Origin of the sequence: Plastoroseomonas hellenica, from assembly GCF_018129085.1 — a bacterium.
GTDB lineage: Bacteria > Pseudomonadota > Alphaproteobacteria > Acetobacterales > Acetobacteraceae > Plastoroseomonas > Plastoroseomonas hellenica.
This window is the reverse complement of sequence record NZ_JAAGBB010000038.1, coordinates 1-25,905: the sequence shown is the minus strand read 5'-3', so window position 1 is coordinate 25,905 and position 25,905 is coordinate 1. Positions and strand designations below refer to the sequence as shown.

Here is a 25,905-nt window from a genome sequence, read left to right as displayed (position 1 = left end):
CACTATGAAGCGCGGTGCCGGGGGGATGCAAGCATCCGCGCTCCGGCGCCGCGGCCGGGCCGCTCAGGCCGCGGCTGCCGCCTTTGCCCGCAGCAGCATGCCAAAGAGGTCGCGCGGCTCGTCCGGATCGGCCAGGAGATCCAGCTCCTCGAAGAAGCCGGTCGCCGGCAGCTTGTCCCTGATGTAGCGCAGCGCGGAGAAATCCTCGATCGCGAAGCCGACGGAATCGAAGAGCGTGACCTGGCTTGCGCTGGAGCGTCCCGGCGCCTGTCCCGTGATGACCTGCCAGAGCTCCGTCACGGGGTGATCGGGCGGGAGCTGCTGGATCTCGCCTTCGATGCGGGTCTGCGGCGTGTATTCCGCGAAGATGTCCGATCGCAGCAGGATGTCCCGGTGCAGCTCCGTCTTGCCGGGGCAGTCGCCGCCGACGGCGTTGATGTGGATCCCCGTCCCGACCATGTTGTCGGTCAGGATGGTGGCGTTCTGCTTGTCGGCGGTGACGGTGGTGATGATGTCGGCACCCTCCACCGCTTCCTGGCCGCTGGCGCAGACCGTGATGTCGAAGCCGAGGCCGGCGAGGTTGCGCAGGCATTTGCGCGACGCCGACGCATCGATGTCAAACAGCCGGAGCCGGTCGACGCCGAGCAGCGCCTTGAAGGCGAGGGCCTGGAATTCGGCCTGCGCGCCATTGCCGATGATGGCCATGGTCCGCGCGCCCTTCGGCGCCAGGTATTGCGCTGCGAGCGCGGAGGTGGCGGCGGTGCGGAGCGCGGTCAGGATCGTCATCTCCGTCAGCAGCATCGGGTAGCCGCTGCCGACATCGGCGAGCACGCCGAAGGCCGTCACGGTCTGCAGGCCCTGGCGCGTGTTGCGGGGATGGCCGTTGACGTATTTGAAGCCGTAGAGCCTGCCGTCGCTGGTCGGCATCAGCTCGATCACGCCGGCCTCGCTGTGGGACGCCACGCGCGGCGTCTTGTCAAAGCTGTCCCAGCGGCGGAAGTCTTCCTCGATATAGGCAGCGAGGTCGGTCAGGACGCGGTCCACGCCGATCGCCAGCACCAGCTTCATCATGTGATCGACGCTGATGAAGGGGACGATGTTGAGCCGGGCGGACATGATCGGACGCTCCTGCGGGTGAAGACGCGCGCTAGACGAAGGCCCTCGTCGGACGGTCCATGATCCGCTTCCCCATCAGGCTGCCGGTCAGGTCGACCATCAGGGTTGCGGTGCGGCCGCGCTCATCGAGGAAGGGGTTGAGTTCCACCAGGTCGAGGCTGGCGACCAGGCCGGAATCCTGCAGCATCTCCATCGCCAGATGCGCTTCGCGGAAGGTGGCGCCACCGGGGACGGTGGTGCCGACGGCGGGCGCGATCGCGGGGTCGAGGAAATCGACGTCCAGGCTGACATGCAGGATGCCATTCTCCGCCGCGACACGCTGCAGGAAGCCGCGCAGCAGGGGCGCGAGGCCATGCTCATCCACCGCGCGCATGTCATGGACAGTGACGCCTGCGGCGGCGAGCGCTGTGCGCTCCGCCGGGTCGACGCTGCGGAGGCCCATGGTGCAGATGCGGGTGGGGTCGACGGCGACGGGCAGGTCCGGGAACCAGCCGGCGAAGCCTGGCAGCCCGCTGGCATAGGCGAGCCCGACGCCGTGCAGGTTGCCGCTTTCGCTGGTCTCCAGCGTGTGGAAATCGGGGTGGGCATCGAGCCAGAGCACAAACAGCTTGCGGCCCTGGTCCTGCGCGCGGCGCGCGACGCCGGCGATGGTGCCGGCGGAGATCGCGTGATCGCCGCCGAGGAAGATCGGCATTGCCGCGGCACTCGCGGCATAGGCGGCTTCCATGATCACCGCCGTCCAGGCGGCGATTTCGGGCAGCGCCTTCAGGGCGGCGTTGGGGTGGGTGAGGGGGCGTGCCGGCCCGCGCCGGATATCGCCGCGGTCTTCCACCTGGTGGCCGAGCCTGGTGAGGACGGAGACGAGGCCTGCCGTGCGCAGCGCGCTCGGCCCCATTTCGCAGCCCATGCGCCCGGCCCCGTCCTGCACCGGCGCGCCGAGGATGACGCAGCGCATCGGCCGTCCTCCTTCTCCGCCAACCAGAAGCCTATCTGATCAGCCGCGTCCGGCGGTATGAAGCATCAGAATTGGCAAAGAGGGCAGCCAAAGCTACCATTCTGGCGGATCGATTGATCGGATTGGTCAGCCATGGATGCGCTGGACGAGAAGCTGGTGACCTTGCTGCGCCAGAATGGCCGCCGCAGCGTTTCCGACATCGCCGCCACGCTCAACATCTCCCGCGCCACGGTGCGGGCGCGGATGGAGCGGATGGAGAAGGCCGGCGACATCATCGGTTACACGGTGATCCTGCGGGCCGATGCGGTGGAGCAGAAGATCCGCGGCATCATGCTGATCGAGATCGAGGGCCATGCGACGGAGCGCGTCATCAAGGCGCTGGGCGGCTTCCCGGAGGTCTCCGCCATCCACACGACCAATGGCCGCTGGGACCTGGTGGTGGAGATGGGGACCGCGGGCCTGACGGAGTTCGATGACGTGCTGCGGCGGATCAGGCTGATCCCCGGCATCACGGGCAGCGAGACGAACCTGCTGTTGGCCACGCCGAGGACGACGAGGGCGAGGCTTGGCTAGGTGGGGCGGCGTCAGTGTGTGAGGCTTGGCTGAGGGCGGCTGCGCGGTGAGCGATCAGCGACGCGCGATGGCCGAATGCCGACTGCCAGCTCAATGGCGCCCGAAGGCGACAGCGGACATCCAGCTCAGCGAACCTCTGCAATCCGATCCGACCCCTAGGCGAAGTTCGGAACGTCCGCTTTCGGGTGGCCTGCTAGCAATTGGTGTGGCGTGTCAGTGCTGCTCGAATACCGACTATGCTCGATGAGCGATGTTGAGGACAGTATCGACGAGCATCGCGACCGCGCGAGCGCCCGGTCCGTCGATGAGCATGCCGCACTCAAGATTTGAATGTCGCGACCGCCGCAGGAGGTTGGCTGAGCCGACATATGCGTTAACGCCATCGGCCACGACGACCTTGGCGTGGAAGGTCTCACCCAGCGCCGCGCCGTTGTGGCCGTCAGTGAAGCAGTAGTCGAAAACACCTGTCGCCAGCATCCTCAAGCGAACTCCAGCTCGGCCGCAAGCCATCAGCTGCGACGCGTCGCGCAGGATCAACACCCGCTGGGCCGCCGCCGTCGCTTCGAACAACTCCGCCGCCCAGGCCGCGCCGGCCTTGTCGATGAACGGCACCATGATGACGAGCCGGTCAATCGCTCGGCGGGCGATATGGGTGAACGCGTCGTGCGTGTCGGTGAGCGTCGTGAAGGCCTCGCCCGCATGGCGTTTCAGCGCCTCTCCGAACCGGCTTTGTTCGCCAGGCAGGGTGACGACGAGACGGGCTGTCCCCTTCGGTGAGACAAGATCCTGCGCCTTCACGTCCGAACGCGCTCATCAAAGAAGCCGATGATCCGCGGCGCGGTCGCGGCTTCCCAGGTCGGGGCCGGGCCGCCGCGCAGGGCGGCGCGCGACAGGAGCTGGTTCGAGGCCACGCAGGTGACTTCGCTGACCATGATGCAGGCGGGGCAGGCCCCGCCGCGTGAATCGCAAAGCGAGCCCGAGCCGCATCGCAGCAGCCGGGGGTCGATCGCCCGCCGCAGGTAATCCTCGGCGTGGTTGCGCCACATGGCCGAGATGTTGCCGAGGTCGGGCGTCATGCCCTTCCGATAGAGGACGAAGGCAAGGTCGGCGGGGAACAGGTGTTCACCCAGGCCGTCCGCGTCGAGGCCGGAGAGGTCGGCCAACGAGTGCATCAGCTGGTGGGCCAGGCTGTGCAGCAGCAGATAGACGTAGGACCCGAGACTCCGGGGCGTCCCTCCACGCTCGCGGTCTTTGTAATCCTCCAGGAAGGGCCCGAAGTCCTGATAGGTCTCGATCAAGCGCAGGCCGATATGCACGCCGTGCGGCGGCGTGTCCGGCACCTCGTTCAGCTCAAGCCAGCGCCGGACCTTGGCTTCGTCCAAACGGAAATAGAGCGCCTCGTTCCTCTGCTGGGTCACGTAGATCGGATGTTTTCGGCCGCCCGGGACCGGCAGGGCGTCGAAGGCCTTCAGCCGCACCGGCATGGCGACCGACCGTCCCTGCGACTCGCGATGGTAGATCGGTCCGGGCGACACCCGCGAATAGCCGAAGCTAAATTCGCAGATCGGCAAGCCGCGGATGAGCACCATCCGCTCGAGGCCCATCGTCTCAAGGAGGGGTCCGATCATCGCTTGATAGCGGGCCAGCGCCGCCGGATTACCCGCGACGTCGGAGAGTTGCGCGTCGGGCGTCATCACATCGACGGCTCCGAAGACCGGAAGCCGGTCGGCGATGTGCTCTTGCACGAAGGCGTTATGCTGCAGCGCCAGGCGGATCGGATCGTAGCGTCGGGCCCAGTTTTCCCGGTTCAGCGCCGCTCGCACCAGCGCGGGGCTCTGGACCTGCCCGCGCTCCACCACACCGCTGGCGTACCAAGCCTCGCGCGTCTGGGCGATCGCCCCCCGCCAGCGAAGAACGCCGTCCGGCGAGCGGCGCTCCTCAGCGCGCCGGAGCATGTCGAGGAGGTCTTGATACTCTTCCCACTCTGCTGTGCGCCCGGCATTGCGAAGCGCCGCCTCGATGTCCGCCTCGCTCGGCTCAGCGAGCGGGACGTCGTAAATGCGGGCGAGCGCCTGGGCGAGGTCGAAGCGCCGGCCTTCGGTCAGCAGATCGACGACATCGGCGCTGCGGAATTCAATGAAATTGCCGCGCTGGGGATAGAAGGCCGAGTTCGCTCGGTACGAGACCGGAAGCATGTTGACTTCGATGAACTCGTACTGGCGGCCCCCGGCCTGGCGGTCCGCCTCCAGGATTTCGTAGGTGTCGTGGTCGGGTTTCTTCAATTCCCGGGTCACGCCGCATTCGTCGCAAACGAACCGCCATTCCGAGAATACAGGCGCTCGGTTGCGCAGCGAATAGTTCCTGGCGCCGCAGGTGCAGACGTCGATCCGATGCACTCGGGAGTCGGCGGGATCGAAGCGGTATCCGCTTGGGCTGAGCGGCTCGATGCTGCCGGACCAATGGGCATAGACCACATCGACCTGGCCCCATCGCGCTTCGTGGTCGCCGCAACGCCGCGGCAAGGGCTGGTGGTCGAGGTCGTCGACGGAGGTGAACTCTCGGATCCGGCCGCAAACCCCGCACTGAAAAACCAGAGGATATGGCACGTAGCCGACCACGCTCGGGTCGGTCGGCTCGAAGTGCTGCTGATCGATCTCCACGCGGTTGGTGCGTGGGTCGAAGAAGTCTGGATCTAACGCCAAGGCTGGCGCGACCTCTCCGGCGGGCCGCGCCGAAAGGGCGCGCGACTGCCAGTTCTCCGCAAACTCCCGGATGCCGTCGAAGATCTGCGTTTCCGTCGTCCGGTCGAGTGTGACGGGACGGCGGATAGGGACAGACCGGCAGATACCCTTGCCCCCCTCCCAAGTTAGGAGAACGCCGGGCGCGTAGGAAGTTGCGAGTTGTACTCGCGAGCGCATCATCTTCGGCGGTTCGATGTCCGGGTTGGGCGGCGCGTCGAATCCCCCGCGCATCGCGGCGGGGCGGCGATCCCGCCAGCCATCATCCCGTTGCGGTGGGCGACCATTGGGCGGGCGGCTCACGCGTTGTCTCCATCAAGTTCGCCATCGGTTTCCGCCCCTGCGCCGCGTTGGCTGCGAATCGCCCGCATGACCCGCGCCAGGGCGGCGGAGTCGACCCGTGTGTTGTTCGTCCGCGAAGCCGGATCGTAAGCCGAGCCCACGATCATCCCGGCCTCATCGACGTCGCGCAGCGACGTCATCGGCTTTTTGAAGACCGCGGTCTGATCACTCCAATAGTCGCGCAGCCGGCTCTCGGTCGCTTGGGCCTGCATCGCGTTGGAGAACTCTCGAGACGCGCGATCCACGAGGCGGCGGTAGGGCTCGTCATAGACGGGCCGACCCACGTGGTCGCGCCCTCGGCCCTCGAAGCCTGCTGATCTCAGGATGAAGTTGCCGACCTCGTCCGGAAAGCGGATGGGCTCTCGTCGGGCGTCGGCGCCGAGGCGGCGCACGAAGTCAAATTGGGGGACCATGTCCTTGGTCGCGTCTGGCCGGCGAACGAACTCCACGCCCTCCTTGGTGATCGCCCAGGCCTGGATGTAGGACGCGAAGACCCGACGGATTGCGTTTTCCGCCCATCGCTCCACCGCCGGCGGTGCGATCATGCGCTCTAAGAACCGATGGAAGATGTCGTGCGTCTCCACGACATACCGATCCCGCCGGCTCTGCGGCGTGGGCAGGAGCATGACGAAGCCGACGTGGGTCCGCCCGACCCGGCTCGAGGCCTGGATGTATTCCGCGATGTCGGAGGGAAGGCCGGCGAAGAACATGCTGTTGAAGCGATCGACGTCGACGCCATGGCTGATCGCTGAGGTCGCCACGATGTTGCGGACGAGGTCATCTAGGGGCGGATAGTCCCGCCCGGCCAAGCTGCGCTCCGCGTCTCCCATGACGGTCTGGATGTCCTTCATGTCGACGCCGCCGGAAATGAGCCGGCTGTCGAAGTGCTCCAAGGGGATGCCGGCGGCCTGGTGCCCGAGGCGGACGGCCGCGTCGAGGGCGTCCATGATCTGGTCGCCGCCCTTCTTGTTTGTCACATAAGCCAGGGCGATCCGATGCAGGTCGACCACCGCCAGGACGTCTTCGTCGCGGTGATCCGCGAGGCAGCGATCTATGGCGGCGCGGCGCCAGTCACCGGCCCGTCCAGGACTGATCGCCACCCGCAGCCGTTGGATCGCGGCCCCTCGACTCTCATCCCTGACCAGGTCGGCCCACAGCTCGCCGATCAGAGTGTGAAAGACGCCCAGCACGTGAACCGAGGTCACGGTGTGGGTGGCGTCGTTGGTCATCAGGGAGACGTAGAGTCTCATCCAAGGCGACGTCGCCTCGGGTGCTTCCCATGGTGGCAGGACCTGGGCGAGACGCCGCCGGTCCGGATTGTCGGCCGGCGCCGGCGCCGGCTCGGCGAAGAAGGAATGGTAGATGTCAGGCCCGGGATAGGGGAAACGTAGCGCCCGGCGCTGGTAGAGCACCTCGATCTGGCGGTCTGGATCTGAGATCGTCGCGGTCGCCGCGATCACCTTGGGCATGCGGGCCGGGCCCCACTCGTCGCCCTGCCAGGTCCGCGCCAGCTGCAAGTCATCGCCGGCGGCGGTGTCGATCTCCTGGAAGACGTTCTCCAACAGCGTGTCGAACAGGCCGCTGAAGGTGCCGAGGCTTTCTTCGAGAAGGTGCGCCTCGTCCTGGATGATGAGTGAGGGGAAGGGGTCGAAGAAAACCCTCTGGCCATTTCGATAGGCGGGGAACACCGGACTGTACCCGGTCGCCCCAGGGCCATCTCTGAGATCCTCGATCTTGCGGGGGCTCTCCAGATGTCCCGTGGGCCCGACCCAGCGGGCAAGGCCGAACATGCCGACGACCTTGGCTATCGTGTCGGTGTGCTGGCCCAGCATGGCGAGCTTGTCGACGGTGCCGAGCAGGACCGATGGCGCCCGCGCGTAGATGGTGTCGTCCGTCAACAGGAAGGGGAGCGGCGTTAGCCCGCCATGGGCCTGGTTCCAGGCGCAGCGCCGGTTGAAGCAGATGATGGCCAGGCGCTTGGCCGTGGGCCCGTCGTTCTCATAGCGCCGAAGCCCGGTGGTCCACCCACAACATGGACAGGTCGGCACTTTGTCGTAAGCTGTTCGCAGATCGCGATAGCGTCGGCCACGCTCCCTGATGACGGCGGGCTCGTCCGCGCCTTCCTCGAGCCGGGAATCGTCGGGGTGTTCGGCATCGCTCGCGAGCGGCACATCCGCCGTAATGACCGAATACCGATTGGGCGTGTTGGAGGCCCCCACCCAGAACCCAATCTCGAACGGCCAGGTCCCAATGTTCTCTCGGCGTCGGATGAGCTCGGCATTCGCCAGCAGCCGCAGCAGGCGCTGCGCCTGCTGCAGGGTGAGGAGGCGAAGTGGGTAGCGGATCAGAACCGAGACGCCGCGATGCTTGCCACGGAGCCGGTCGAGGAAGAGCCCGATTAGCAGCGTGCCGTAGAAGGCCTCCGACTTGCCGCCGCCGGTGGGGAAATAGAGAAGGCTGACCGTGTTCTCGTCGAGCCGCGCGTCGTAGTAGGCCCGATACTCCGGCATCCGCGAGGCAAGCGTCGGAATGTGCGCAAGTACGAAGGCGAGCTGGAAAAGGCGCCACCCGCGGTTCGCGTCGGCGCCATCGCGCTCGAAGAAGGCGCGGTTCATCAGGAGCCAGGCTTCGTAGGGGGCCGCTCGTCGGCGAAGGGTCGCGGCGTTTGGCCCGTTAGGCCCAGCCGCCAATTGCTCGGCGGCGGCCTGCGCGTCGACCAGGAGGTCGACGCCGCGTCGAATGAAGCCGGCTTCCGCGATCTGCTCCGCCTCGTCGACCGCCAGGCGCTCAGTCTCGACGTCGGCGTCCTCGGCCGACAGCCCTTCCCTGACCTGGTGTCTCAAGCTGCTGACGTGGTCGCGGATCCAGGCTGTATAGGCTGCGGGCAACACCTGGAGGTCGCTGATCCGGAAACCCCGGTCAGCCAAGCGTCCGAACTGCGTCGGCACGTCGGCGCTTCGGGGAATGATCCGCGGTTGAACGAAACGCGGCGCCCAGGTGGTCCTAAGCGCGATGATCTCGTCGCGTAGGTCAGCGTCGATACCGCAGTTCAGCCCGATCGCAGGGTATTCCAGGAAGTGGCGGAACCGGTACGACGGCTCGACGCGGTCGAGGCGGAGCGGGATATGCGCCGCTCGGGGCAGCTCGACCTTGAGCGAGCACCCGAACAGCGCGTGACAGCGCATCAGCGCCTGCTGCAGTGAAACCTCGCGGGCTTGGTTATCGAGGGTGAGCCGGTAGGACTGGACCGTGGGATCGAGAAAGTCCTGCTGCCGTTCGGCTGTGATCGTCAGTTGCGAGAGGTCGGGTGCGACGTCGGTCGCATTGATCGGCAGGTTCCGGGCCGCTGCGAGGAAGACGTTATACGACGCCTCGCCCTGCGCATCGGGCGGGCGGATGGCGACGTTTCGCCAGGTTGAGAGGCGACCCGCCTCCGAGGCCAACCAACCCGCAACGCTGGCGGCGGCGGCCGCGCGCAGCCGGTCACGGTAAGTTTCGACGGCCGCCGCCAGCGCCGCGTCGTCCACCTCCAACCGCAGCGTCCCGACGGGTAGCGCCAAGGGAAGGCGGACCCACTTTCCGGGGAGGGGTGCCGGATCGATCAGCCCATATGGAATGCGCCGGCCGGCGCGCAGCAGGGTCGCGATCCGGGGACGCGGTTCCTCATCCTGTTGCTGCGCCGGATCTTGGCCGGCATCGGCTGGCTCGGCCGCCTCGGCCGGAGCCTCGACTACCGCCTGGTCATCCATGTCGCCGCGGACCAGCTCGATACCTTGAGCCTGGTAGGCCTCGATCCGCACCTGCTCCTGGATTTCGGAGCGCCGCCTACGCACCTCCGATCGACCGGCTTCGGTCAGGTCGCGCCACCGCGGCCGGTCCAGCCCTTGTTCGGCGAACAGCTGCTGGCGTCGCGTGCGGATCGCGAGGTCGACGGCGGCTTGGGTGGCCGTGTTTAGCCGAAAATCGATATCTAGACCGTTGCGGGGGTCCTGCAATTCCGCCCAGGTCGGCAGGGCCCTGATAAAGACCGCCGCGCGCGGTTCGATGGTGAGGTCGCCGGCGACCCCAGACCTCGCGGTGAAGTCGAGACCGATGGCCGCAATCCGGATATCTGAGGTCTCGTCCTCCTGGCCGCTGTCGTCAAAGCGCGGCAAGAGCTGGCCGGAGAAGATCGCCCTCCGAGGCGAACGGCCGAAGATGACCTGCCCTTCGTCGGCGCCGGAAACCCGGGCAACGATGAGGTTGACCAGGGCGTCGCAGACCGCCTCCTTGACCTCTGAATCAATGTCCCGCAGCTGCGCGGCCGTGTAGCCGATGCTCATCCTCGGAACTCCCGGCGCGCGGTGACGGTGGCGACGAACTGCTCGGCCGCGGAGCGGACCGCCTTCACGCTGGTCAATCGATCGAGTTGTGACGCGTCGGCGCCGTGCGGATCCACAAGGATGCTGCGGTAGGCATCGTACAGCACGGCGCCGACGCGCTGCCGGACGGAACGTTGGGCGATGACGGCCCAGGCCCAGAACCGGCGCGCAGCGCCGTCTGACAGGCCCAGGGCTGCCATGAACCGCAGGAAGGTCTCTCGGTCGCGCGGCGCATGGGGCACCACGTCGTGCAAGGCCTTGTCGGCCTCGTCGTGGAGGGTCACCCAATAGCGGATGGTGGCAGGCTCGACACGCGGTAGCCCCATCTTTTCGGACACGACACGCAGCCGCGCGGAAACGGACTGGCCTGGCATCAGGGCATCGAATTTCTCGCGGACTAGGTCGTGGTAGGTCCGGATCTCCTCGGCCGCGACTGCCGAGATGTTGAGCAGCGGCCGCATCTTCTCGATGAATGCCCGGCCCATGACGCAGATCTCGTCGCCTTTGCCCACCTTGGATGCCTCGGTCTCGCCGTAGCTGACGAGCGCTTGGCTCGGAAGTTTCGAGACGAGCCGGGTGCGCGGGCGGGCGATGACCGTCAGATCGTTCGACAACGTGAACTCGATCAGGTCGCGCGGTGTCCGCGACGGCCCGGCCATGTCGACGACCGACCCAAGTGGAACCTCGACATCCTCCGGCGGCGCCTCGAGGCTGTCGAGGTTGATCGCGGCCCCGCCGAGGCGGCTGGCGGCCTCGCGCGTCTTTTGAGCCAAGAGGCTGAGTCGCTGCTGCAGGGACGAGAATTCGGGGTACTCGGAGAGCCGAAGCGCATCCCGACTGGTCGATCGGATCGTGTCGAGATCGAGGAGGATCAGCAACTCCTTGGGAAGCCATGGCTTGGCCATCCAACCCAGGAGTTGGGCCCGCGTCGGCCCTACGAGGACCATTCTGAAGAAGTGATTGCGCTCGGCGTCTGGAAGGCTCGCGATGTCGGCGGCACCTTGCACGTCGGTGAAGTGGATCATGCCGTTGTCGATGCGGGCTTCCAGGTCTGGAAGTCGCGACGCTAGGTCGTCGTAGGCGAGCTCAGCGATCAGATCGCTTCGGAAGACAAACAGGCACTTGGAGCTGGAGCCAAGGTACTTCCGCACCGCCGCCTCGACGAGCGACGACATAGGCGTCGCCAGATCGACCTTTCCCCGCAGTTCGCGGGCCTTGGCGACCGAGGCGGTCAGGTCGTCATACGCGACTTGGGAAAGCACCGAGCTCGGCTCGGTCAGGTCCGCGATCAAGGCATTGACTTGGTACGCCGCGACCTGCTCCGCCGCGACGGCCGAACCCATCTCCTCGGTGACGTAGTCGCTGAGTGCGCCAAGCGAGGCTGGCAGGGATGCCGCACGGCGAAGTCGGCCAATCAGTCGACGGACGATTTCGGCGCCGCGCAGATCGCCGGCGTCCGTTGCCGTCGTGGCAAGTGACCGGAGGCGCGCAACCTCCGCGACGAGATCGCCGCCGAAGCCTTCCACCGCGATGCGCTCACAGCCTCGCCATTGGGTGGGCGTTTCCTGAGCTGGGGCCGCGACGGCGCTGTCCACGGCGAATACGACCTCCGACAGGCAAGGCTTACGTTCCACCCTTGCACGCACACGGGTTTCGATCGCCAGCGCCTCGAACCGGACTGCGTCGAAGGTCCAGGGATCATCGGTCAAGGCGACGACACCGATGCCGCGATGGGCCGCCTCGACCTTGGCGGTGAGTTCCCTGATCCTCTCCCGCCAGTGCAGGCCGAGCCGTGCGCGCCCTCGCCGCGTCAGGTCGAGAAGCAGCGCGTCAAGGGGGAGGGCCGCAGCGTTGATGCGGGCAGCCGCGGCGTCGTCGGCCCGCAAGGAGAAGGCGAAGTAGGGCGCCGCCTTGGGATCGTCCGCCAAGCCCGTCCGGCTCTGCACCCGTAAGTCGGTCTTGCTGCGGGCATGCCAGAGAAGGTGACCGTGGTCGGGTACGGGACCGCTCAGCGGGCCGCTCGCAACCATCTCGTCGAGGTTGGGATGGCGGAATTCATCGTAGACCCGGCCGTCGCGCGCCCGGCCGGTGAGGGTTTTCACGCGCGACAGGGCTTGGTGATAGTCCGCCAGGCCAGCCTGGTCGGCGTACCGGATAGCCCTGACATGATGCTGGGTGTGACAGCGCGCGATCGTGGTCTTGTCGGCGTAGACATCCTTGAGGGGTCTATGGACGGTGCTGGCCGCCGGGAAGAGTAGCGTCCGTAGCCCGATCGGCGTGGACAGGGCCGAGAACTTTTCGCCATCGTGGACGACCTCGATCGCCGTCGCGGCAAGGCAGTCAGCCAGGCACGTCAGGACGGCGCTGGCGGCCAGCGAGATTTCCGACGCCGGCCAGATCAGCACCGTGCGACGCCCGCCGTCACCGGCCGCTTTCGCGATGATCTCCACGAGCTTGCGGTAGGGCGGCGCGACACCCAACGAATGCTGGCTGCCAATCTGGTGGAGCGGGAGCCCGCCAAGCGCTTGGACATAGGCGGCTGACGGCCGCTGCGTCCGCGGTGGTAGCGCTGCGGCCGCCGCTCGCTTGGCCACGGAGTCGGCCATCTGACGGGCGAGCTGGCCCCTTTGGCCCGCTGCCGCCTGCCGTTGATCGAAGCGCGTCTGGAAGCCGACACGCGGCCCACGGCCTCGGCCATCCCAATCACGCGACATGGCGGCTCGCGGGCTGCTGGGCCGACGCTTCGTAGGCCGCGACAGCCGCCTTTTCGGGGTCGGCGTGAATCTTCAACGCCGTCTTCAGGCAGGCAGGCTTGGGCAGATCGAGCGAGCGCAAGAGCTGCACCGACACCGCCGACGTTCCCGAGAGCGCACGATATCGGACGTCGGCCGCAGCGGTGTTCAGGAGTTGGCAAACAAGGGCAACATCCGCCGCCCGGTCCCCCGCCAGGACGATGGTGTGGTTCTCGGTGACGAAGCCGCCCCAACGGGCATAGACGGCGGGGTCGACGACCGCCGCCACCAGCCGCCGGGGCTGCTTGTTGTTGGTCGTGCGCTGCAACACCGCCGCGGGTCGACGGACGATCGAAGTCGACTCCTCGGTGAACGAGACGAAATCCGCGCCTTTCCCGTCCTTGCCTGCGGGCTGGCATGGTCGGCCGGGCTTGACATTCTTGGCCCAGATCAGCGGGAAGGCGTCAGCCTCCGCCGCCCGGCGCAGGCGATCACCCTCGCGGTTCCAGACGAAGTAGCCTGCCTTGGCGGAGACCCCATAGTCGGCAAGCGTGGCGCCGCCGTGCGGCATGGCGCTGAGGGTCGGGCACGGCCAAGGCTCTTCCCAATCCTTCGGCAGGGGATAGGCCCCGATGTCCGTGATGCCAGTCGTCGCGCTGATGGCGCAGAAGCGTGTGTCCGCCCGGCCTTCCGCGCTGGTCTTTCGCAGCAAGAGGACACTGACGTCCTGGGCCACGTCAGCGAAAACCTCGTCTCGCGGGCCGACCTCGGCGACGCATAGTACCTGTGCCTGGTCACGGAGATAGCCGCGAAGCTTGGTGTACAGCGGACCCGTGCGGAAGCTCGACGGGATGACTAGCGCAACCAGGGCGCCCGGCTTTGCGGCCCGGAGGCACAGCTCGACGAAGACGGCGTATTTGTTGATGTTGCCGCTGTGGGCGACCTTCTTCCAGTGGTCGCCGGCCAGCACCGCGGGCGTGATCCGGCCGTAGGGCGGATTGGCGACCACGAGATCGAATTCGGCCTTCCATCGGCGACGCAGCGCATCGCCGACCTGGACATCGATGGAAGAGGCGCCGCCAAGCGCCAAGCGCTCGGCGATGAGGGTGCGGGAGATCCGCGCTAGGCCCGGATCGATCTCCACCCCCCGCAGCCGGCCTGTGACCTGGCCGGCTTTGGCGCCCTTGGCGGTCATCCGCGCCGCTATGGTTGATAGGAAGGCGGCGCCGCCAGCGGCGGGATCAAGGACCGAACCCGACCGGAGATCGAACCCATATTCGACAGCGAGGTTCAGCACCGCATTCGCCAGATAGGGCGGGGTGAAGTAAGCGGCTTGATCGCGCCGCACGTCGGCGGAGAGGAGCAGGGTGTAGAAGACGCCGACCCAATAGTGGCGCTCGTCGACGGTCAGCGCCGCGAGGGCGCGTGCGAGGCTTCCGAGCTCATCGTCGCCGATCCGAGCGTGCAGAAGGTCACGGGCAAGGCGCACCCGCGCGGTGTCCGTGCTGCAAGAAGACCCGACCTCCTTCGCAGCCCGCCTCGCATGCGCAAGAATTGCGCGCCCGCCCTTTCGCCAAGTCACCATCTTGGTTCACGCCCCAAACGATAATCGCGCGGCAGAGAACTCTACGCAACTACTCCGAGTATCATAATAGCAGAAAATCTGGCCACTGCGGCCAGCGATCGGAAGCGGGAAATAGAGCAATTCTGCGGATGGCGCACGCCTGGCTGGGGCCTCTAGGCGGGAGGTGCGCGTGCGCGCCATTCCGCGGCGTAGCTGAAGTACCCGGGGCCACGCTTTTCGAGCGTCTCCAGCACACCCGACGGAGACAGCCACTGCGTCTGCTTATCGCGCTGGGGCGAACGTCCGCAAGTGGCACAACCCCGACCTCCGGTGCGATTGTGGCCAATGTCTGCTTTGCGGAAGCAGCAATACTGTACTTGATGGCTGATATGGGCGCGAAGCGGACGTTGTCTGCCGCAATGGGGCGCTCAAGAGCACACCTACCCTCACTCCAGTTCGATCACGACAACGGGGCTTTCGATTTCGTACTTCGTAGGAACGGAATTTAAGGAAAAGAATGGTGCGGGTGGTCGGACTCGAGCCGATGTCGGGGCTGGCATCACCCATCTCGCCGCGCCTGCTTTTCCATGTTTCGCAGGGCGCTCATGATGTAATCTGGGTTTATGGCTATGGTTCTCGATATTCCATCCGATCTGCAGGCCCGCATTGACGCCATCGCAGCCCGGTCCAGCCTATCCCCCTCCGAGGTCATCGCGGATGCCCTGAAGAACGGGCGCTCGCTCGAATGGCAGGAGCGTTTCCTGGACAAGGTGGCGGAGGGCATGCAAGCGGCGGAACGGGGTGAGTTTGCCACGTCCGATGATCTGGACCGCGTCGTGAACAAATGCCGCCCGAGTTGATGCGGCTTGTCTGGACGGGTGCAGCCCTCGCCCATCTCGAGCAGATTCAGGACTACATCGCTCAGGACAACCCGGCAGCGGCCTATAGGCTGGCGCGGGATCTGACGGAGCGCGGCAAGCCGCTCTCTGGCCGATCACCCGATGTTGGGTCGCAGGGGCCGGGCCAAAGGGACGCGTGAATTCGTTCTGCCTGACACCCCCTATATCATCGTCTACAGAGTGACGGATCGCGTGGAAATCCTCGCGGTCGTCCACGCCGCGCGTGAGTGGCCGGAAGGATTCGAGTAATTCTAGCAATCCGTCTTTGGCTTAAATAGCGACCGCGCCAAGGCAAGCCCGCTTGAATAGCGGCGGACGGGCGGCATCGCGCAAAGGAACATGGCGCGGCCGAGCGGAGCGAGGTCGAACCGGCGCCTTGGGTTGGTGGGCGGCAAGGCGCGAAAAGAAGTGGTGCGGGTGGTCGGACTCGAACCGACACTCTGTCGCCAGAAACGGATTTTGAGTCCGTCGCGTCTACCATTCCGCCACACCCGCAACAGAACAGCCCAGGGATAAGGCGGGGAAAAGCTCCGCGCAAGCCGGGGCGAACCGCCCAGCCTCACTCGCCGGCTGGCGCGGGTTTCGGCTCCGGCAGCTTCACCCAGTCCGGCACATCCGGCGCGATCCGGGCCTCGCCGGCGGTCAGCGGCCGCCCGTCCAGCGCGGCCAGGCGCAGCAGGGCCATGGCGCGGCCATCGCGGCCACTGCGCAGCTCGCCCTGGGCAGCGCCCGCCGCATCCGTCACCGGCGTGCCGGGGGCGGGCAGGGCGCCCTCCACCCGCACCGGCAGGATCCGGCGCTTCAGCAACCCGCGGTAGCGGGTCCGCGCCGTCAGCTCCTGGCCCATGTAGCAGCCCTTGGTCCAGGAAATGCCGGACAGCTCGTCGAAGCCGGCTTCCAGCAGGATGGTGCCCTCCGGCTCCAGGTCCGCCGCCTCCGGCAGGCCGAGTGCCAGGCGGTGGCGGTCCCAGTCCTCCGCCGTCGCGTCCGCCGCGATCGGGGCGGTGGCCAGCACCCGGAACCCGGCCTCGGCCAGGCGCGGATCGGGGGCGGCGATGGCGCCCTCGGGCGGGGCCGCGCCGCCCCAGACGACGTGCACGGCAAATTCGTCAGCCACCCGCAGCGCCACCTTGGACCGCAGCCGGAAGCGGGACAGGCGCTGGGCGACGGCGGCGGCGCCCGCCGCCTCGGTCTCCAGCAGCAGGCGCTCGCCCTCGGCCAGGATGAAGAAATCCGCCAGCCACTTGCCCTGCGGCGTCAGCAGTGCGGCAAACACGGCGCGGCCGGGCTCGGCGAGCGCGACATCATTGGACACCAGGCCCTGGAGGAAGCCCACGCGGTCCTCGCCGCTGAGCTCCACCACGGCCCGCGCGGGAAGGCGGGCGATCGGCATGGGCAAGACATGAGCCCGCTCGCCGCCCGGCGCAACCTGCCCATCCCTGGCGGGGCATGCTAACCCCGCCCGGTGCGAATCCTCTTCGTCTCCTCCACCCGCATCGGCGATGCGGTGCTGTCCACGGCGCTGCTCGATCACCTGCTGCGCGCCCACCCGACAGCCCACTTCACCATCGCCTGCGGCGCCGTCGCCGAAGGCGTCTTCGCCCGCATGCCGCATCGGGACCGCACCATCACCCTGGTGAAACGGCCCTATGGGCTGCATTGGCTGGGGCTGTGGCGGCAGGTCGCCTTCACCTGGTGGGACCTGGTGGTGGACCTCCGCGCCTCCGCGCTCTCCTTCCTCATCCCCGCCCGGCGCCGGGTCATCGCCCGCGGCGGCCGCCACCCCGGGCACCGGCTGACCCATCTGGGCGAGCTCCTGGGCCTGAACCCGCCGCCGCGCCCGGTCGCCTGGTTCTCGGCGGCCGATGCGATCCACGCCTCCGCGCTGGTGGCCGGCGGCGGGCGCTTCATCGTCCTCGGCCCCTCCGCCAACTGGGACCGCAAGGTCTGGCCGGCCGAGCGCTTCATCGCCGCCCACCAGGCACTCACCGCCCCCGGCGGCCCGCTCGCCGGCGCCCGTACGGTGGTGCTGGCCGGGCCAGGGGCCGCGGAACGCGCCATGGCCGCCCCCGTGCTCCAGGCCATCCCCTGCGCGATCGATGCGGTCGGCGCGCTCAGCCTGCCGGAATGCGCGGCGCTGCTCTCCCGCGCCGCGCTGTTCCTCGGCAATGATTCCGGGCTGATGCACCTCGCCGCCGCCGCCGGGGCGCCGACCCTGGGCCTGTTCGGCCCCACGCCCGCCTCCGAATACGGCCCGATGGGCCGCTGCGCCGCCGCCGTCCTGGCCGATGGCCCGCCCGGGGAGGCGCCCATGGAAGCGCTGCCGGTCGCCAAGGTGGTGGAAGCCGCCACGCGGCTGCTCAGCAACACCAAGGTGGCCGCGTGAAACTCTCGGCGCTCGTGGTCGCCCGCAACGAGCAGGACCGCCTGCCCGATTGCCTGGCGAGCCTCGGCTTCGCCGATGAGGTGGTGGTCGTGCTCGACCGCACCACGGATGCGTCAGCGGCCATCGCCCGCGCCGCCGGCGCCCGAATCCTCGAAGGCGCGTGGGAGCTGGAGGGGGAGCGCCGCAACGCCGGCATCGATGCCTGCACCGGTGACTGGGTGCTGGAAGTCGATGCCGATGAACGCGTCTCGCCGGATCTCGCGCAGGCGGTGCGCGCCACCATCGCGACCTCCGCCTTCGCCTGGCACCAGGTGCCGGTCGACAACTACGTCGGTGACCGGCTAATCCGCCATGGCTGGGCCGGCAGCTTCGGCACCACCTCCGTTCCGCGCCTGTTCCGCCGCGGCGCCAAGCGCTGGCGCATGCAGCGCGTGCATCCGGGCCTGGACTGGACCGGGACGCAAGGCCCCAAGATCACCCAGGGCGCGCTGATCCACTTGGTCGATCGCGACATCGCGGACATGCTGAAGCGGCTCGACCGCTACAGCACCGCCAAGGCACGGGACCTGGTGGCATCGGGCGATATCGGCAGCCTCGCCGGGAATTGCCGCCGCTTCGTGTCGCGGGCCTTCAAGAGCTACGTCTCCCGTCGGGGTTACAAGGAAGGCGCCTGGGGCGTGCTGCTCGCCTTCTGCACCGGCGCCTTCCCGCTGCTCTCCTACCTGAAGGCGCGGCTGGAGCCCGGGAAGCATCGCGAGTGAAAATCGCGCAGATCATGGCCGGCGCGCCGATGGGCGGCGCCGAGGGCTTTTACGAACGCCTCAGCATCGCGCTGCACAAGGCGGGTGACGAGGTGCTGCCGGTGATCCGCCGCGATGAGGATCGCGCGCTGCGGCTGGTCGTGGGCGGCCTGGTCCCGGTGCAGCTCGGCTTCCGCGGCCCGTTCGACCTGCTGACCGCGCCAAGGCTCCGCCGCGCGCTGGAGGGCTTCGCGCCGGATGTCGCCATCGCCTGGATGAACCGCGCCGCACGCTTCGCTGTCCGCGCCCTGCCGAAGCCACGCCGCGTGCCCTTGGTCGGGCGGCTCGGCGGCTACTACGACCTGAAATACTATCGCGGCTTCGACCACCTGGTCGGCAACACCCAAGGCATCCGCGACTGGCTGATCGCGGAGGGCTGGCCCGCCGACCGCGCGCATAAGCTGCCGAATTTCGTCGAGGATTTTTCCGGCCAGCCGCCGGCAACGCTCGCCGGCACCACGCGTCTCCTCGCCATGGGGCGCCTGCACCGCAACAAGGGCTTCGACACGCTGCTGCATGCGCTCCGGGACCTGCCGCAAGGCGCGCATCTCTCGCTTGCCGGCGATGGCCCGGAGCATCAGGCGCTGCAGCGCCTGGCGCAGCAGCTCGGCGTCGCCGACCGCGTCACCTTCCTCGGCTGGCGGCAGGATCGCGGCGCGCTGCTCGCCGGCTGCGACATCTTCCTCTGCCCGTCGCGGCATGAGCCGCTAGGCAATGTGGTGCTGGAAGCCTTCTCCGCCGGCCGCCCCGTCATCGCTGCGGCATCCCATGGCCCGCGCGAGGTCATCCGCGATGGCGAGACCGGGCTGCTGGTGCCGATCGAGGATGCGCCGGCGCTCGCCGCCGCCGCCGCGGCGCTGATCGCGGATCCGCAGCGCGCCGCCGAGCTCGCGCGGCAGGGCCGCGCCGAATTCGAAACCACCCATGCCGAAGCGCCGGTCGTGGCACAATGGCGCGGCTTCCTGCACCGCATCGCGAAGGAGAGAGCCTGATGTGCGGCATCGCCGGCCTCGCGCTGCGCAACGGCGTCACGCCGTCCACCGCCATGCTCGCGGCCATGAATGCCGCCCTCGGCCATCGCGGGCCGGATGGCAGCGGCCAGCATGTCAGCGGCAATGTCGCGCTCGCCCATACCCGCCTCGCGATCATCGACCTGCAGACCGGTGACCAGCCGCTCCTCGCCGGCCCCACCGCGCTGATCGGCAATGGCGAGGTCTACAACTACCGGGAGCTCCGCACCGAGAACCAGCTCGCCTGCGTCACGGGGTCGGATTGCGAGCCGCCGCTGCATCTCTATCGCCGCGATGGCATCGGCTTCGCGGAACGGCTGCGCGGCATGTACGCAATCGCGCTGCACGATCCGGCGGAGCGGCGCCTGGTGCTGGCGCGCGATCCCTTCGGCATCAAGCCGCTCTACATCGCCGAATTCGCCGACGGCATCGCCTTCGCGTCCGAGCCGCAGGCGCTGCTCGCCGCCGGCATCCTGGCGCCGGCGCTCGATGGCGACCGGCTGAAGGAGCTGCTGCAGCTCCAGTTCACCACGGGGGCGGAGACCATCTTCCGCGGCATCACCCGCCTGCTGCCGGGCGAGACCATCGCCATCGCGGATGGCCGCATCGTGGAACGCCGCCGGCGCGCCGCGCTGCCCGAAGGCGGCCCGGAGGAGATCGGGGAGGAGGAAGCGCTCGCCCGCCTCGATGCCGCGCTGGAGCAGAGCGTCGACCTGCACCAGCGGAGCGACGTGCCCTACGGCATGTTCCTCTCGGGCGGCACGGATTCGGCGGCGATCCTCGCGATGATGGCGCGGCTGAACGACCGTCCGGTGCTCGCCTTCACCGCCGGCTTCGACGTGTCGGGAGCGGCCGATGAGCGGGAGGCGGCGGCGCGCGCCGCCAAGGCCGCCGGCGCGCGGCATGTGTCGATCGACGTGACCCGGGCGGAGGTCTGGCGGCACCTGCCGGCCATCGTCGGCGCCATGGATGATCCCGCCGCCGACTACGCCATCATCCCCACCTGGTTCCTGGCGCGCCGGGCGCGGCAGGAGGTGAAGGTGGTGCTCTCCGGCGAAGGCGGGGACGAGATCTTCGGCGGCTATGGCCGCTATCGCAGCGCCATGCGGTCCTGGTGGCTCGGCGGCAAGACGCCGCGCCGCAAGGGCGCCTTCGACGGCCTGGACGTGCTGCGGACGGAGCCGACCGGCTGGCGGGACGGCATCGCGGCGGCGGAGATCGAGGCCGGGGCGGGCGGGCGCACCCGCCTGCAGGGCGCCCAGGCGCTGGATGTCGCGGATTGGCTGCCGAACGACCTGCTGACCAAGCTCGACCGCTGCCTGATGGCGCATGCGGTGGAAGGCCGCACGCCCTTCCTCGACCCCGGCGTCGCCGCCGCTGCCTTCCGCCTGCCGGATGCGCTGAAGGTCCGGCGTGACATGGGCAAGTACCTGCTGCGCCGCTGGCTGGAGCGGCACTTCCCGGCTTCCGAGCCCTTCCGCCCCAAGCAAGGCTTCACCGTGCCGATCGGCGCCTGGATCGCGGAGGATGGCGCGCGGCTCGGCGCGCTGGTTGCGGCCCAGCCCGGCGTCGCGGAAATCGCGAAGCCCGACCGCGTGCAGGCGCTGTTCCGCGCCGCCGCCGGCAAGAAGGAAGCCTTCGCCGCCTGGCACCTGCTGTTCCACGCCCTCTGGCACCGCCGCCATGTCGAAGGCCGCCAGATGCTGGGCGATGTGTTCGAGGCGCTGGCCGAGCGCTGATCAGAAGATCGACCACCCGGTGATGGAGCCGAAGGTGCCGAGGGCGAGGGTGGCGGTCACCGAATTGCCCTGTGCGTCCAGGCCCGGCCCCCAGGCGGCGACCGCGCAGCGGTCCGGGACGATGGCGAGAATGCCGCCGCCGACGCCGCTCTTACAGGGCAGGCCGATGCGATAGGCGAATTCGCCCGCCGCGTCATAGGCGCCGCAGGTGAGCATGATGGAGACGACCCGTCGGGCATCCTGCGGGGACAGCAGCCGGGACCCATCCGCCTGCAACCCGTGCCGGGCGAGAAGGAGCCCGGCCCGCGCCAGCTCCGTGACGCTGACGGTGATCGAACATTGCCGGAAGTAGTGGTCGAGCGTCTGCTCCACCGGATTGCGCATATTGCCGAAGCTCGCCATCAGATGGGCCAGGGCGCGGTTGCGATGCCCGGTCTCGGATTCCGAGGCGGCGATGACACGGTCGACGTCGAGATCGGGATTGCCGGTCTCGGCCCGCAGCAGGTCGCGGAGCAGGCCCAGCGCATCGCCGGTCTCCGCAAGCAACTGGTCGGTGACGACGATGGCGCCGGCATTGATCAGCGGGTTGCGCGGGATGCCATGTTCGAACTCGAGCTGGAACAGCGAGTTGAAGGCGGTGCCGGAGGGCTCGCGGTGGACGCGGCGCCAGATGGCCTCGTCACCGCGGCTGAGCGCGAGTGCCAGGGTGAACACCTTGGAGACGCTCTGCAGCGAGAAGCGGACGTCCTGGTCGCCGGCGCCATGGACCGTGCCGTCGATGCCGGCCACCGCGAAGCCGAACTGGTGGGGATCGACATTGCCGAGTGCCGGGATATAGGTCGCGACCTTGCCTTCGCCGATATGCGGGCGAATGGCGTCGAGGACCCGGCGGGCCGCATCTGCGAGGTCGACCATGGGGTTTTGCCTCCGTCGCCGACATGCAGCACGTGCCGAGGCTCGACGTCCAGCGCCTCGGGTCAGGGCGATCCCGGTGCCGGAGACGGCCGAACGGCGGAGGCGCCTCCGGCGCCGACCGGCGCGGCGCTCCGTCGTGGCAGGCCATTCGCGGCGGCGATCAGCACCAGCAGCAGCGCGATCCACCAGCCCTGCCAGACGCCGTAGCTGAGGCCGCCGACCACCGCGGCCGCGACCAGCGCGCCCATGCTGGCCGGCCGGTGCCGCGCCGCGGCCGCGAGCGTCACCACCAACGCCGCGGCCAGCACCGCGCCGATCAGCCCGAGCTCCAGCCAGACCTGCAGCGGGCCGTTGTGCGGATGCAGCGGCAGGCGCTGCGCGGCCGACCGCCCGAACCAGTCCCGTGACGCCGGGGAGGTGAGGTGCAGGCGCTGCAGTGTGCGCTCCGGCGCCACGTCGCGCCCGCCGGGGACAGCGCGGCTCGCCTCCAGCCCCCAGCCGGCGATCGGGCGGTCGGCGATGCGTTCCAGCGCGAAATCCCAGATCACCAGGCGATGCGCGGCCGATGGCGGCAGCCGCTCCGCGTTGAACCCGCTGCCGAGCACGGCGCCGAACAGCGGCGGCGCCGCCAGGATCACCGCGGCGAGCCCGGCCGCGACCAGCCGGAATGTCAGGCGCGGCGCCAGCGCCGCGATGCCGCCGCCGGCGAGCCCAGCCAGGATCGCGAGCTTGGCGCTCTCCGCCGGCAGCCAGAGCGCGACCGCGACCGCAGCGATCGCGAGCGCCGCCCGCATCCAGAGCGCGATCGGCGCGGCGAGCGCCAGCGGCAGCAGCACCGCGAAGACGGTGATCGCGGGCTTGATGCCGAAGCCGAGCGTCGCGGGTGCTTCGCGGAGGCCGCGCACCGCCGCGCGCAGCGCATTGCCGGTGGCGTAGTCGATCGCCGCCAGCTCGACGCCGGCGGCGAGCCCCGCGGCCAGCCACAGCGCCAGCCGGTGCTTCGCCGCATCCTCGGCCCGCGCGACGGCCCCCGCCGCCGCGGCGCCGAGCAGCGCGAAGCCGCCGAGCGAGAGCGCATCCAGCAGCGCCCGTTTCGGCTCCAGCGCCCAGAGCGCCGAGAGCGCCGCCCAGCCGAACAGCGCCAGCGCGGCCCAGAGCGGCGCACCGCGCGGCGCCGGCGGGCGCTTCTCCGCCCGCCAGGCGAGCACCACCGTCGCCACCAGCGCCACCAGCGCCAGCGGCGCGATGGCACGGAACTGCAGGACGCTCGCCGCCGGCATGACCAGCAGCAGCAGCGCGATCGGGAAGGCAGGGGAGGTGCGGCTCACGGCCGCCGCAGTAGCCCCGGCCCTGCTTTGGCGCAACGCCGAGGGCGGAAGCCAAGCGGTCGCAGGCCGCCACCCATTCCTGCGGAGCAAGGCGAAGCCGATGCTCCGGGGCCGCGAATGCGGCCCCGCGCACGACCGGCAGTCGCCGCCGACGCGCCCTGACGGCGCGTAAGCCAAGCAAACCGGAGGTTTGCGCCCGGCGTTTGAGGGTGCCAAAGAGAGCGCAGGAGGACCCTGCCATGGCCCATTTCGACCTCATCCTGCGCGGCGGCGCCTGCGTGCTGCCCGGCGGCATCGAGACGGTGGATGTCGGCGTGCGCCACGGCCGCATCGCTGATATCGGCGACCTCCGCACCGCCGAGGCGGCGGAGACCCTCGACTGCGCCGGCCTGCATGTGCTGCCCGGGCTGATCGATCCGCATGTGCATCTGCGCGACCCCGGCGACAAGTCGGTCGAGACGCTGGCGACCGGCACCAAGGCGGCGCTGCTCGGCGGCCTCGCCGCGGTCTTCGACATGCCGAACACCCAACCCTCGATCACCACGCGCGAGCAGATCGACCGCAAGCGGGGGCAGATCGAGGCCGAGGCCTGGGTCGATGTCGGCATGTATATCGGCGGCACCCGCGCCAATACGCCGGAGCTCGCGAGCCTCGAGCTGCAGCCCAATGTCTGCGGGATCAAGATCTTCGCGGGCTCCTCGACCGGCGACCTGATGATCGAGGATGACGAGAGCCTGGAGCGCGCGATGAGGAGCGGCCGGCGCCGCATCTCCTACCATTCGGAGGATGAGTACCGCCTGCAGGAGCGGAAGCCGCACTACACGGCGGGCATGCCGCACATCAAGCACGCGGAATGGCGCGACGTGGAATGCGCCTTCCTCGGCACGCGGCGGCTGATGGCACTGGCCCGCAAGACCGGCCGGCCCGCCCATATCCTGCACGTCTCGACCGCGGAGGAGCTGGAATACCTCGCCGATTACCGCGACGTCGCGACGGTCGAGGTGCTGATCAACCACCTGTCGCAGACCGATGAGGCCTATGGCCGCCTCGGCGGCTATGCGGTGATGAACCCGCCGATCCGGGATGCCAGGCACATGGAGGCGGCCTGGGAAGCGGTCCGCAACGGCACCGTCGACACGGTCGGGAGCGATCACGCGCCGCATTCCCGCGCCGCCAAGGAACGCCCCTGGCCGGACACCGCGGCGGGCCTGACCGGCGTGCAGACCCTGGCGCCGCTGATGATCGACCATGTGAATGCCGGCCGGCTGTCGCTGCTGCGGCTGGTGGACCTGATGTGCGCCGGCCCGGCGCGGGTCTATGGCGTGACCGGCAAGGGGCGCCTCGCCGCTGGCTACGATGCCGACTTCACCATCGTCGACATGAAGAAGACCCGCGTGATCGAGGAGAGCTGGATCGTCTCGCCCTGCGGCTGGACGCCCTTCGCGGGCCAGAAGGTCACGGGCTGGCCGGTGATGGTGGTGCTGCGCGGCGGCCTCGCGATGCGGGACGACGCGGTCATCGGCACCCCGCGGGGCCGCCCGGTGGTCTTCGCGGAGGCGCGGGGGGCGTGATCCCGTCCGATGACTGGAGGGGCGATAGCCCCGGAGGTCTGAATCGGCCGGGCCAATATCTCTCGGCGGCGGAGGCCATTACGTCGCGTCGGTCGATCCGCGCCTTCCTGCCGACGCCGGTGCCGCGGGAGACGGTCGCGCGTTTGCTCGCCATCGCATCCCGTGCGCCTTCCGGCTCCAACACCCAGCCCTGGCGGGTGCATGCGCTAGCCGGGGCGGCGCGGGAAGCGCTCTGCGCCGACCTGATGGCGGCGCATGAGGCGGGAACGCCGGAGGAGCGCGAATACGCCTACTACCCCGACCCCTGGTTCGAGCCCTACCTGGCGCGGCGGCGCAAGGTGGGCTGGGGCCTTTACGCGACGCTCGGGATCGAACGCGGCGACACCGTGCGGATGAAGGCCCAGCAGGGGCGGAACTTCATCTTCTTCGGCGCCCCGGTCGGGCTGATCGTCACCATGGACCGGCGGCTCAACACCGGATCCTGGATCGACCTTGGCATGTTCCTGCAGAACATCATGGTCGCGGCGCGGGGGGAGGGGCTGGACACCTGCCCGCAGGCGGCGCTGGCGACGCGGCACGGCACGGTGCGCCGGCATCTGCCGATCCCGGCGGAGGAGGTCGTGGTCTGCGGCATGGCGCTCGGTCACGCCGATCCGGCGGCGCCGGAGAACGCGCTGGAGACCGAACGCGCCCCGGTCGAGGCATTCGCAGGGTTTTACGGGTTCTGAGCGTGCCCGATGACCGGAGGGCCCTTGGGCCTGGAGGTCTGAATCGGCCGCGCGAACTCAGTGCGCCGGTGCGGCTGGCGCCGGGGCGGTCGCGGGCGCCGGCGCTGCGGCCGGCGTCGGCGTCACCTGCGGGCATGGGCAGGCCGGC

At 68.9% G+C, this 25,905-nt stretch carries 20 protein-coding genes and 1 tRNA gene; 10 read left to right on the top strand and 11 right to left on the bottom strand.

Annotated features, from left to right (window positions below; translation table 11 throughout):
- Positions 1 to 63: 63 nt before the first annotated feature.
- Both GXW71_RS24910 and rocF read right to left on the bottom strand, forming a co-directional pair.
- Positions 64 to 1,116, bottom strand: coding sequence for an ornithine cyclodeaminase (locus GXW71_RS24910; RefSeq protein WP_211855400.1), 1,053 nt, complete (start codon positions 1,114 to 1,116; stop codon positions 64 to 66).
- Between the two features lie 31 nt (positions 1,117 to 1,147).
- Positions 1,148 to 2,071 (bottom strand): arginase, encoded by a 924-nt coding sequence (gene rocF, locus GXW71_RS24905; RefSeq protein ID WP_211855399.1) that lies wholly within the window; start codon positions 2,069 to 2,071, stop codon positions 1,148 to 1,150.
- Between the two features lie 132 nt (positions 2,072 to 2,203).
- Here rocF and GXW71_RS24900 point away from each other — a divergent pair, with 132 nt between their 5' ends.
- Complete coding sequence (locus GXW71_RS24900; protein WP_211855398.1) at positions 2,204 to 2,644, top strand: Lrp/AsnC family transcriptional regulator; 441 nt, start codon at positions 2,204 to 2,206, stop codon at positions 2,642 to 2,644.
- Between the two features lie 234 nt (positions 2,645 to 2,878).
- On the opposite strand, the gene GXW71_RS24895 is transcribed toward GXW71_RS24900, so the two are convergent.
- The 5 genes from GXW71_RS24895 to GXW71_RS24875 all read right to left on the bottom strand — a co-directional run bounded on the left by GXW71_RS24895 (position 2,879) and on the right by GXW71_RS24875 (position 14,306).
- Positions 2,879 to 3,442, bottom strand: a complete 564-nt coding sequence (locus tag GXW71_RS24895; protein ID WP_211855397.1) for a phospholipase D-like domain-containing protein — start codon at positions 3,440 to 3,442, stop codon at positions 2,879 to 2,881.
- Positions 3,439 to 5,685 carry a hypothetical protein gene (locus GXW71_RS24890; protein ID WP_211855396.1) on the bottom strand — a complete coding sequence of 749 codons (2,247 nt, stop codon included), beginning with the start codon at positions 5,683 to 5,685 and terminating at the stop codon, positions 3,439 to 3,441. The genes GXW71_RS24895 and GXW71_RS24890 overlap by 4 nt, the downstream gene beginning before the upstream one ends.
- Positions 5,682 to 10,046: a DEAD/DEAH box helicase family protein gene (locus GXW71_RS24885; RefSeq protein WP_211855395.1), complete on the bottom strand. Its 4,365-nt coding sequence runs from the start codon at positions 10,044 to 10,046 to the stop codon at positions 5,682 to 5,684. The genes GXW71_RS24890 and GXW71_RS24885 overlap by 4 nt, the downstream gene beginning before the upstream one ends.
- Positions 10,043 to 12,565, bottom strand: a complete 2,523-nt coding sequence (locus GXW71_RS24880) for a hypothetical protein (protein ID WP_211855394.1) — start codon at positions 12,563 to 12,565, stop codon at positions 10,043 to 10,045. The genes GXW71_RS24885 and GXW71_RS24880 overlap by 4 nt, the downstream gene beginning before the upstream one ends.
- A gap of 223 nt (positions 12,566 to 12,788) precedes the next feature.
- On the bottom strand, positions 12,789 to 14,306 hold the full coding sequence (locus GXW71_RS24875) for an HsdM family class I SAM-dependent methyltransferase (RefSeq protein WP_211855393.1): 1,518 nt from the start codon (positions 14,304 to 14,306) through the stop codon (positions 12,789 to 12,791).
- A 698-nt stretch (positions 14,307 to 15,004) separates the two neighbouring features.
- Here GXW71_RS24875 and GXW71_RS24870 point away from each other — a divergent pair.
- The 3 genes from GXW71_RS24870 to GXW71_RS34980 are packed head-to-tail and all read left to right on the top strand — an operon-like array spanning position 15,005 to position 15,529.
- On the top strand, positions 15,005 to 15,241 hold the full coding sequence (locus tag GXW71_RS24870) for a hypothetical protein (protein WP_211855392.1): 237 nt from the start codon (positions 15,005 to 15,007) through the stop codon (positions 15,239 to 15,241).
- Positions 15,226 to 15,420, top strand: coding sequence for a type II toxin-antitoxin system RelE/ParE family toxin (locus GXW71_RS34985; RefSeq protein ID WP_367617367.1), 195 nt, complete (start codon positions 15,226 to 15,228; stop codon positions 15,418 to 15,420). The genes GXW71_RS24870 and GXW71_RS34985 overlap by 16 nt, the downstream gene beginning before the upstream one ends.
- Complete coding sequence (locus GXW71_RS34980; protein ID WP_246526867.1) at positions 15,383 to 15,529, top strand: type II toxin-antitoxin system RelE/ParE family toxin; 147 nt, start codon at positions 15,383 to 15,385, stop codon at positions 15,527 to 15,529. The genes GXW71_RS34985 and GXW71_RS34980 overlap by 38 nt, the downstream gene beginning before the upstream one ends.
- A 160-nt stretch (positions 15,530 to 15,689) precedes the next feature.
- Here the strand turns inward: GXW71_RS34980 and GXW71_RS24860 are convergent.
- Positions 15,690 to 15,775, bottom strand: a tRNA-Leu gene (locus tag GXW71_RS24860).
- A gap of 64 nt (positions 15,776 to 15,839) precedes the next feature.
- A complete protein-coding gene (gene ygfZ / locus GXW71_RS24855; protein WP_211855391.1) occupies positions 15,840 to 16,673 on the bottom strand; it encodes a CAF17-like 4Fe-4S cluster assembly/insertion protein YgfZ in 834 nt (277 codons plus the stop codon).
- Between the two features lie 72 nt (positions 16,674 to 16,745).
- Between ygfZ and GXW71_RS24850 the strand changes: the two genes are divergently transcribed.
- From GXW71_RS24850 to asnB, 4 genes are read left to right on the top strand one after another with little or no spacing between them, the layout of a single operon-like run.
- Entirely contained in the window at positions 16,746 to 17,666 is a 921-nt protein-coding gene (locus GXW71_RS24850; protein WP_211855390.1) for a glycosyltransferase family 9 protein, read from the top strand.
- Positions 17,663 to 18,427 (top strand): glycosyltransferase family 2 protein, encoded by a 765-nt coding sequence (locus tag GXW71_RS24845; protein WP_211855389.1) that lies wholly within the window; start codon positions 17,663 to 17,665, stop codon positions 18,425 to 18,427. The genes GXW71_RS24850 and GXW71_RS24845 overlap by 4 nt, the downstream gene beginning before the upstream one ends.
- Positions 18,428 to 18,441: 14 nt before the next feature.
- Positions 18,442 to 19,458 (top strand): glycosyltransferase, encoded by a 1,017-nt coding sequence (locus tag GXW71_RS24840; protein WP_211855441.1) that lies wholly within the window; start codon positions 18,442 to 18,444, stop codon positions 19,456 to 19,458.
- Entirely contained in the window at positions 19,458 to 21,215 is a 1,758-nt protein-coding gene (gene asnB, locus GXW71_RS24835; protein ID WP_211855388.1) for an asparagine synthase (glutamine-hydrolyzing), read from the top strand. Before GXW71_RS24840 ends, asnB begins: the two co-directional genes overlap by 1 nt.
- Here the strand turns inward: asnB and GXW71_RS24830 are convergent, their stop codons facing one another.
- Entirely contained in the window at positions 21,216 to 22,130 is a 915-nt protein-coding gene (locus GXW71_RS24830; protein WP_211855387.1) for a glutaminase, read from the bottom strand.
- A 62-nt stretch (positions 22,131 to 22,192) separates the two neighbouring features.
- Positions 22,193 to 23,458 (bottom strand): O-antigen ligase family protein, encoded by a 1,266-nt coding sequence (locus GXW71_RS35530; RefSeq protein ID WP_211855386.1) that lies wholly within the window; start codon positions 23,456 to 23,458, stop codon positions 22,193 to 22,195.
- A 239-nt stretch (positions 23,459 to 23,697) separates the two neighbouring features.
- Between GXW71_RS35530 and GXW71_RS24820 the strand changes: the two genes are divergently transcribed.
- Together GXW71_RS24820 and GXW71_RS24815 are read left to right on the top strand one after the other, a co-directional pair.
- Positions 23,698 to 25,029 (top strand): dihydroorotase, encoded by a 1,332-nt coding sequence (locus GXW71_RS24820; protein WP_211855385.1) that lies wholly within the window; start codon positions 23,698 to 23,700, stop codon positions 25,027 to 25,029.
- The gene (locus GXW71_RS24815) at positions 25,026 to 25,757 is read left to right on the top strand and encodes a nitroreductase (RefSeq protein ID WP_367617366.1); all 732 of its coding nucleotides are present in this window, start codon (positions 25,026 to 25,028) and stop codon (positions 25,755 to 25,757) included. The genes GXW71_RS24820 and GXW71_RS24815 overlap by 4 nt, the downstream gene beginning before the upstream one ends.
- The last annotated feature ends 148 nt before the right edge of the window (positions 25,758 to 25,905 follow it).

What these genes read in the sequence shown, in the direction of transcription:
- GXW71_RS24910 (WP_211855400.1), bottom strand. Translation starts at nt 1,116, where the DNA reads ATGTCCGCCCGGCTCAACATCGTCCCCTTCATCAGCGTCGATCACATG.
- rocF (WP_211855399.1), bottom strand. Translation starts at nt 2,071, where the DNA reads ATGCGCTGCGTCATCCTCGGCGCGCCGGTGCAGGACGGGGCCGGGCGC.
- GXW71_RS24900 (WP_211855398.1), top strand. Translation starts at nt 2,204, where the DNA reads ATGGATGCGCTGGACGAGAAGCTGGTGACCTTGCTGCGCCAGAATGGC.
- GXW71_RS24885 (WP_211855395.1), bottom strand. Translation starts at nt 10,046, where the DNA reads ATGAGCATCGGCTACACGGCCGCGCAGCTGCGGGACATTGATTCAGAG.
- GXW71_RS24870 (WP_211855392.1), top strand. Translation starts at nt 15,005, where the DNA reads ATGGCTATGGTTCTCGATATTCCATCCGATCTGCAGGCCCGCATTGAC.
- GXW71_RS34985 (WP_367617367.1), top strand. Translation starts at nt 15,226, where the DNA reads ATGCCGCCCGAGTTGATGCGGCTTGTCTGGACGGGTGCAGCCCTCGCC.
- GXW71_RS34980 (WP_246526867.1), top strand. Translation starts at nt 15,383, where the DNA reads ATGTTGGGTCGCAGGGGCCGGGCCAAAGGGACGCGTGAATTCGTTCTG.
- ygfZ (WP_211855391.1), bottom strand. Translation starts at nt 16,673, where the DNA reads ATGCCGATCGCCCGCCTTCCCGCGCGGGCCGTGGTGGAGCTCAGCGGC.
- GXW71_RS24840 (WP_211855441.1), top strand. Translation starts at nt 18,442, where the DNA reads ATGGCCGGCGCGCCGATGGGCGGCGCCGAGGGCTTTTACGAACGCCTC.
- asnB (WP_211855388.1), top strand. Translation starts at nt 19,458, where the DNA reads ATGTGCGGCATCGCCGGCCTCGCGCTGCGCAACGGCGTCACGCCGTCC.
- GXW71_RS24830 (WP_211855387.1), bottom strand. Translation starts at nt 22,130, where the DNA reads ATGGTCGACCTCGCAGATGCGGCCCGCCGGGTCCTCGACGCCATTCGC.
- GXW71_RS24820 (WP_211855385.1), top strand. Translation starts at nt 23,698, where the DNA reads ATGGCCCATTTCGACCTCATCCTGCGCGGCGGCGCCTGCGTGCTGCCC.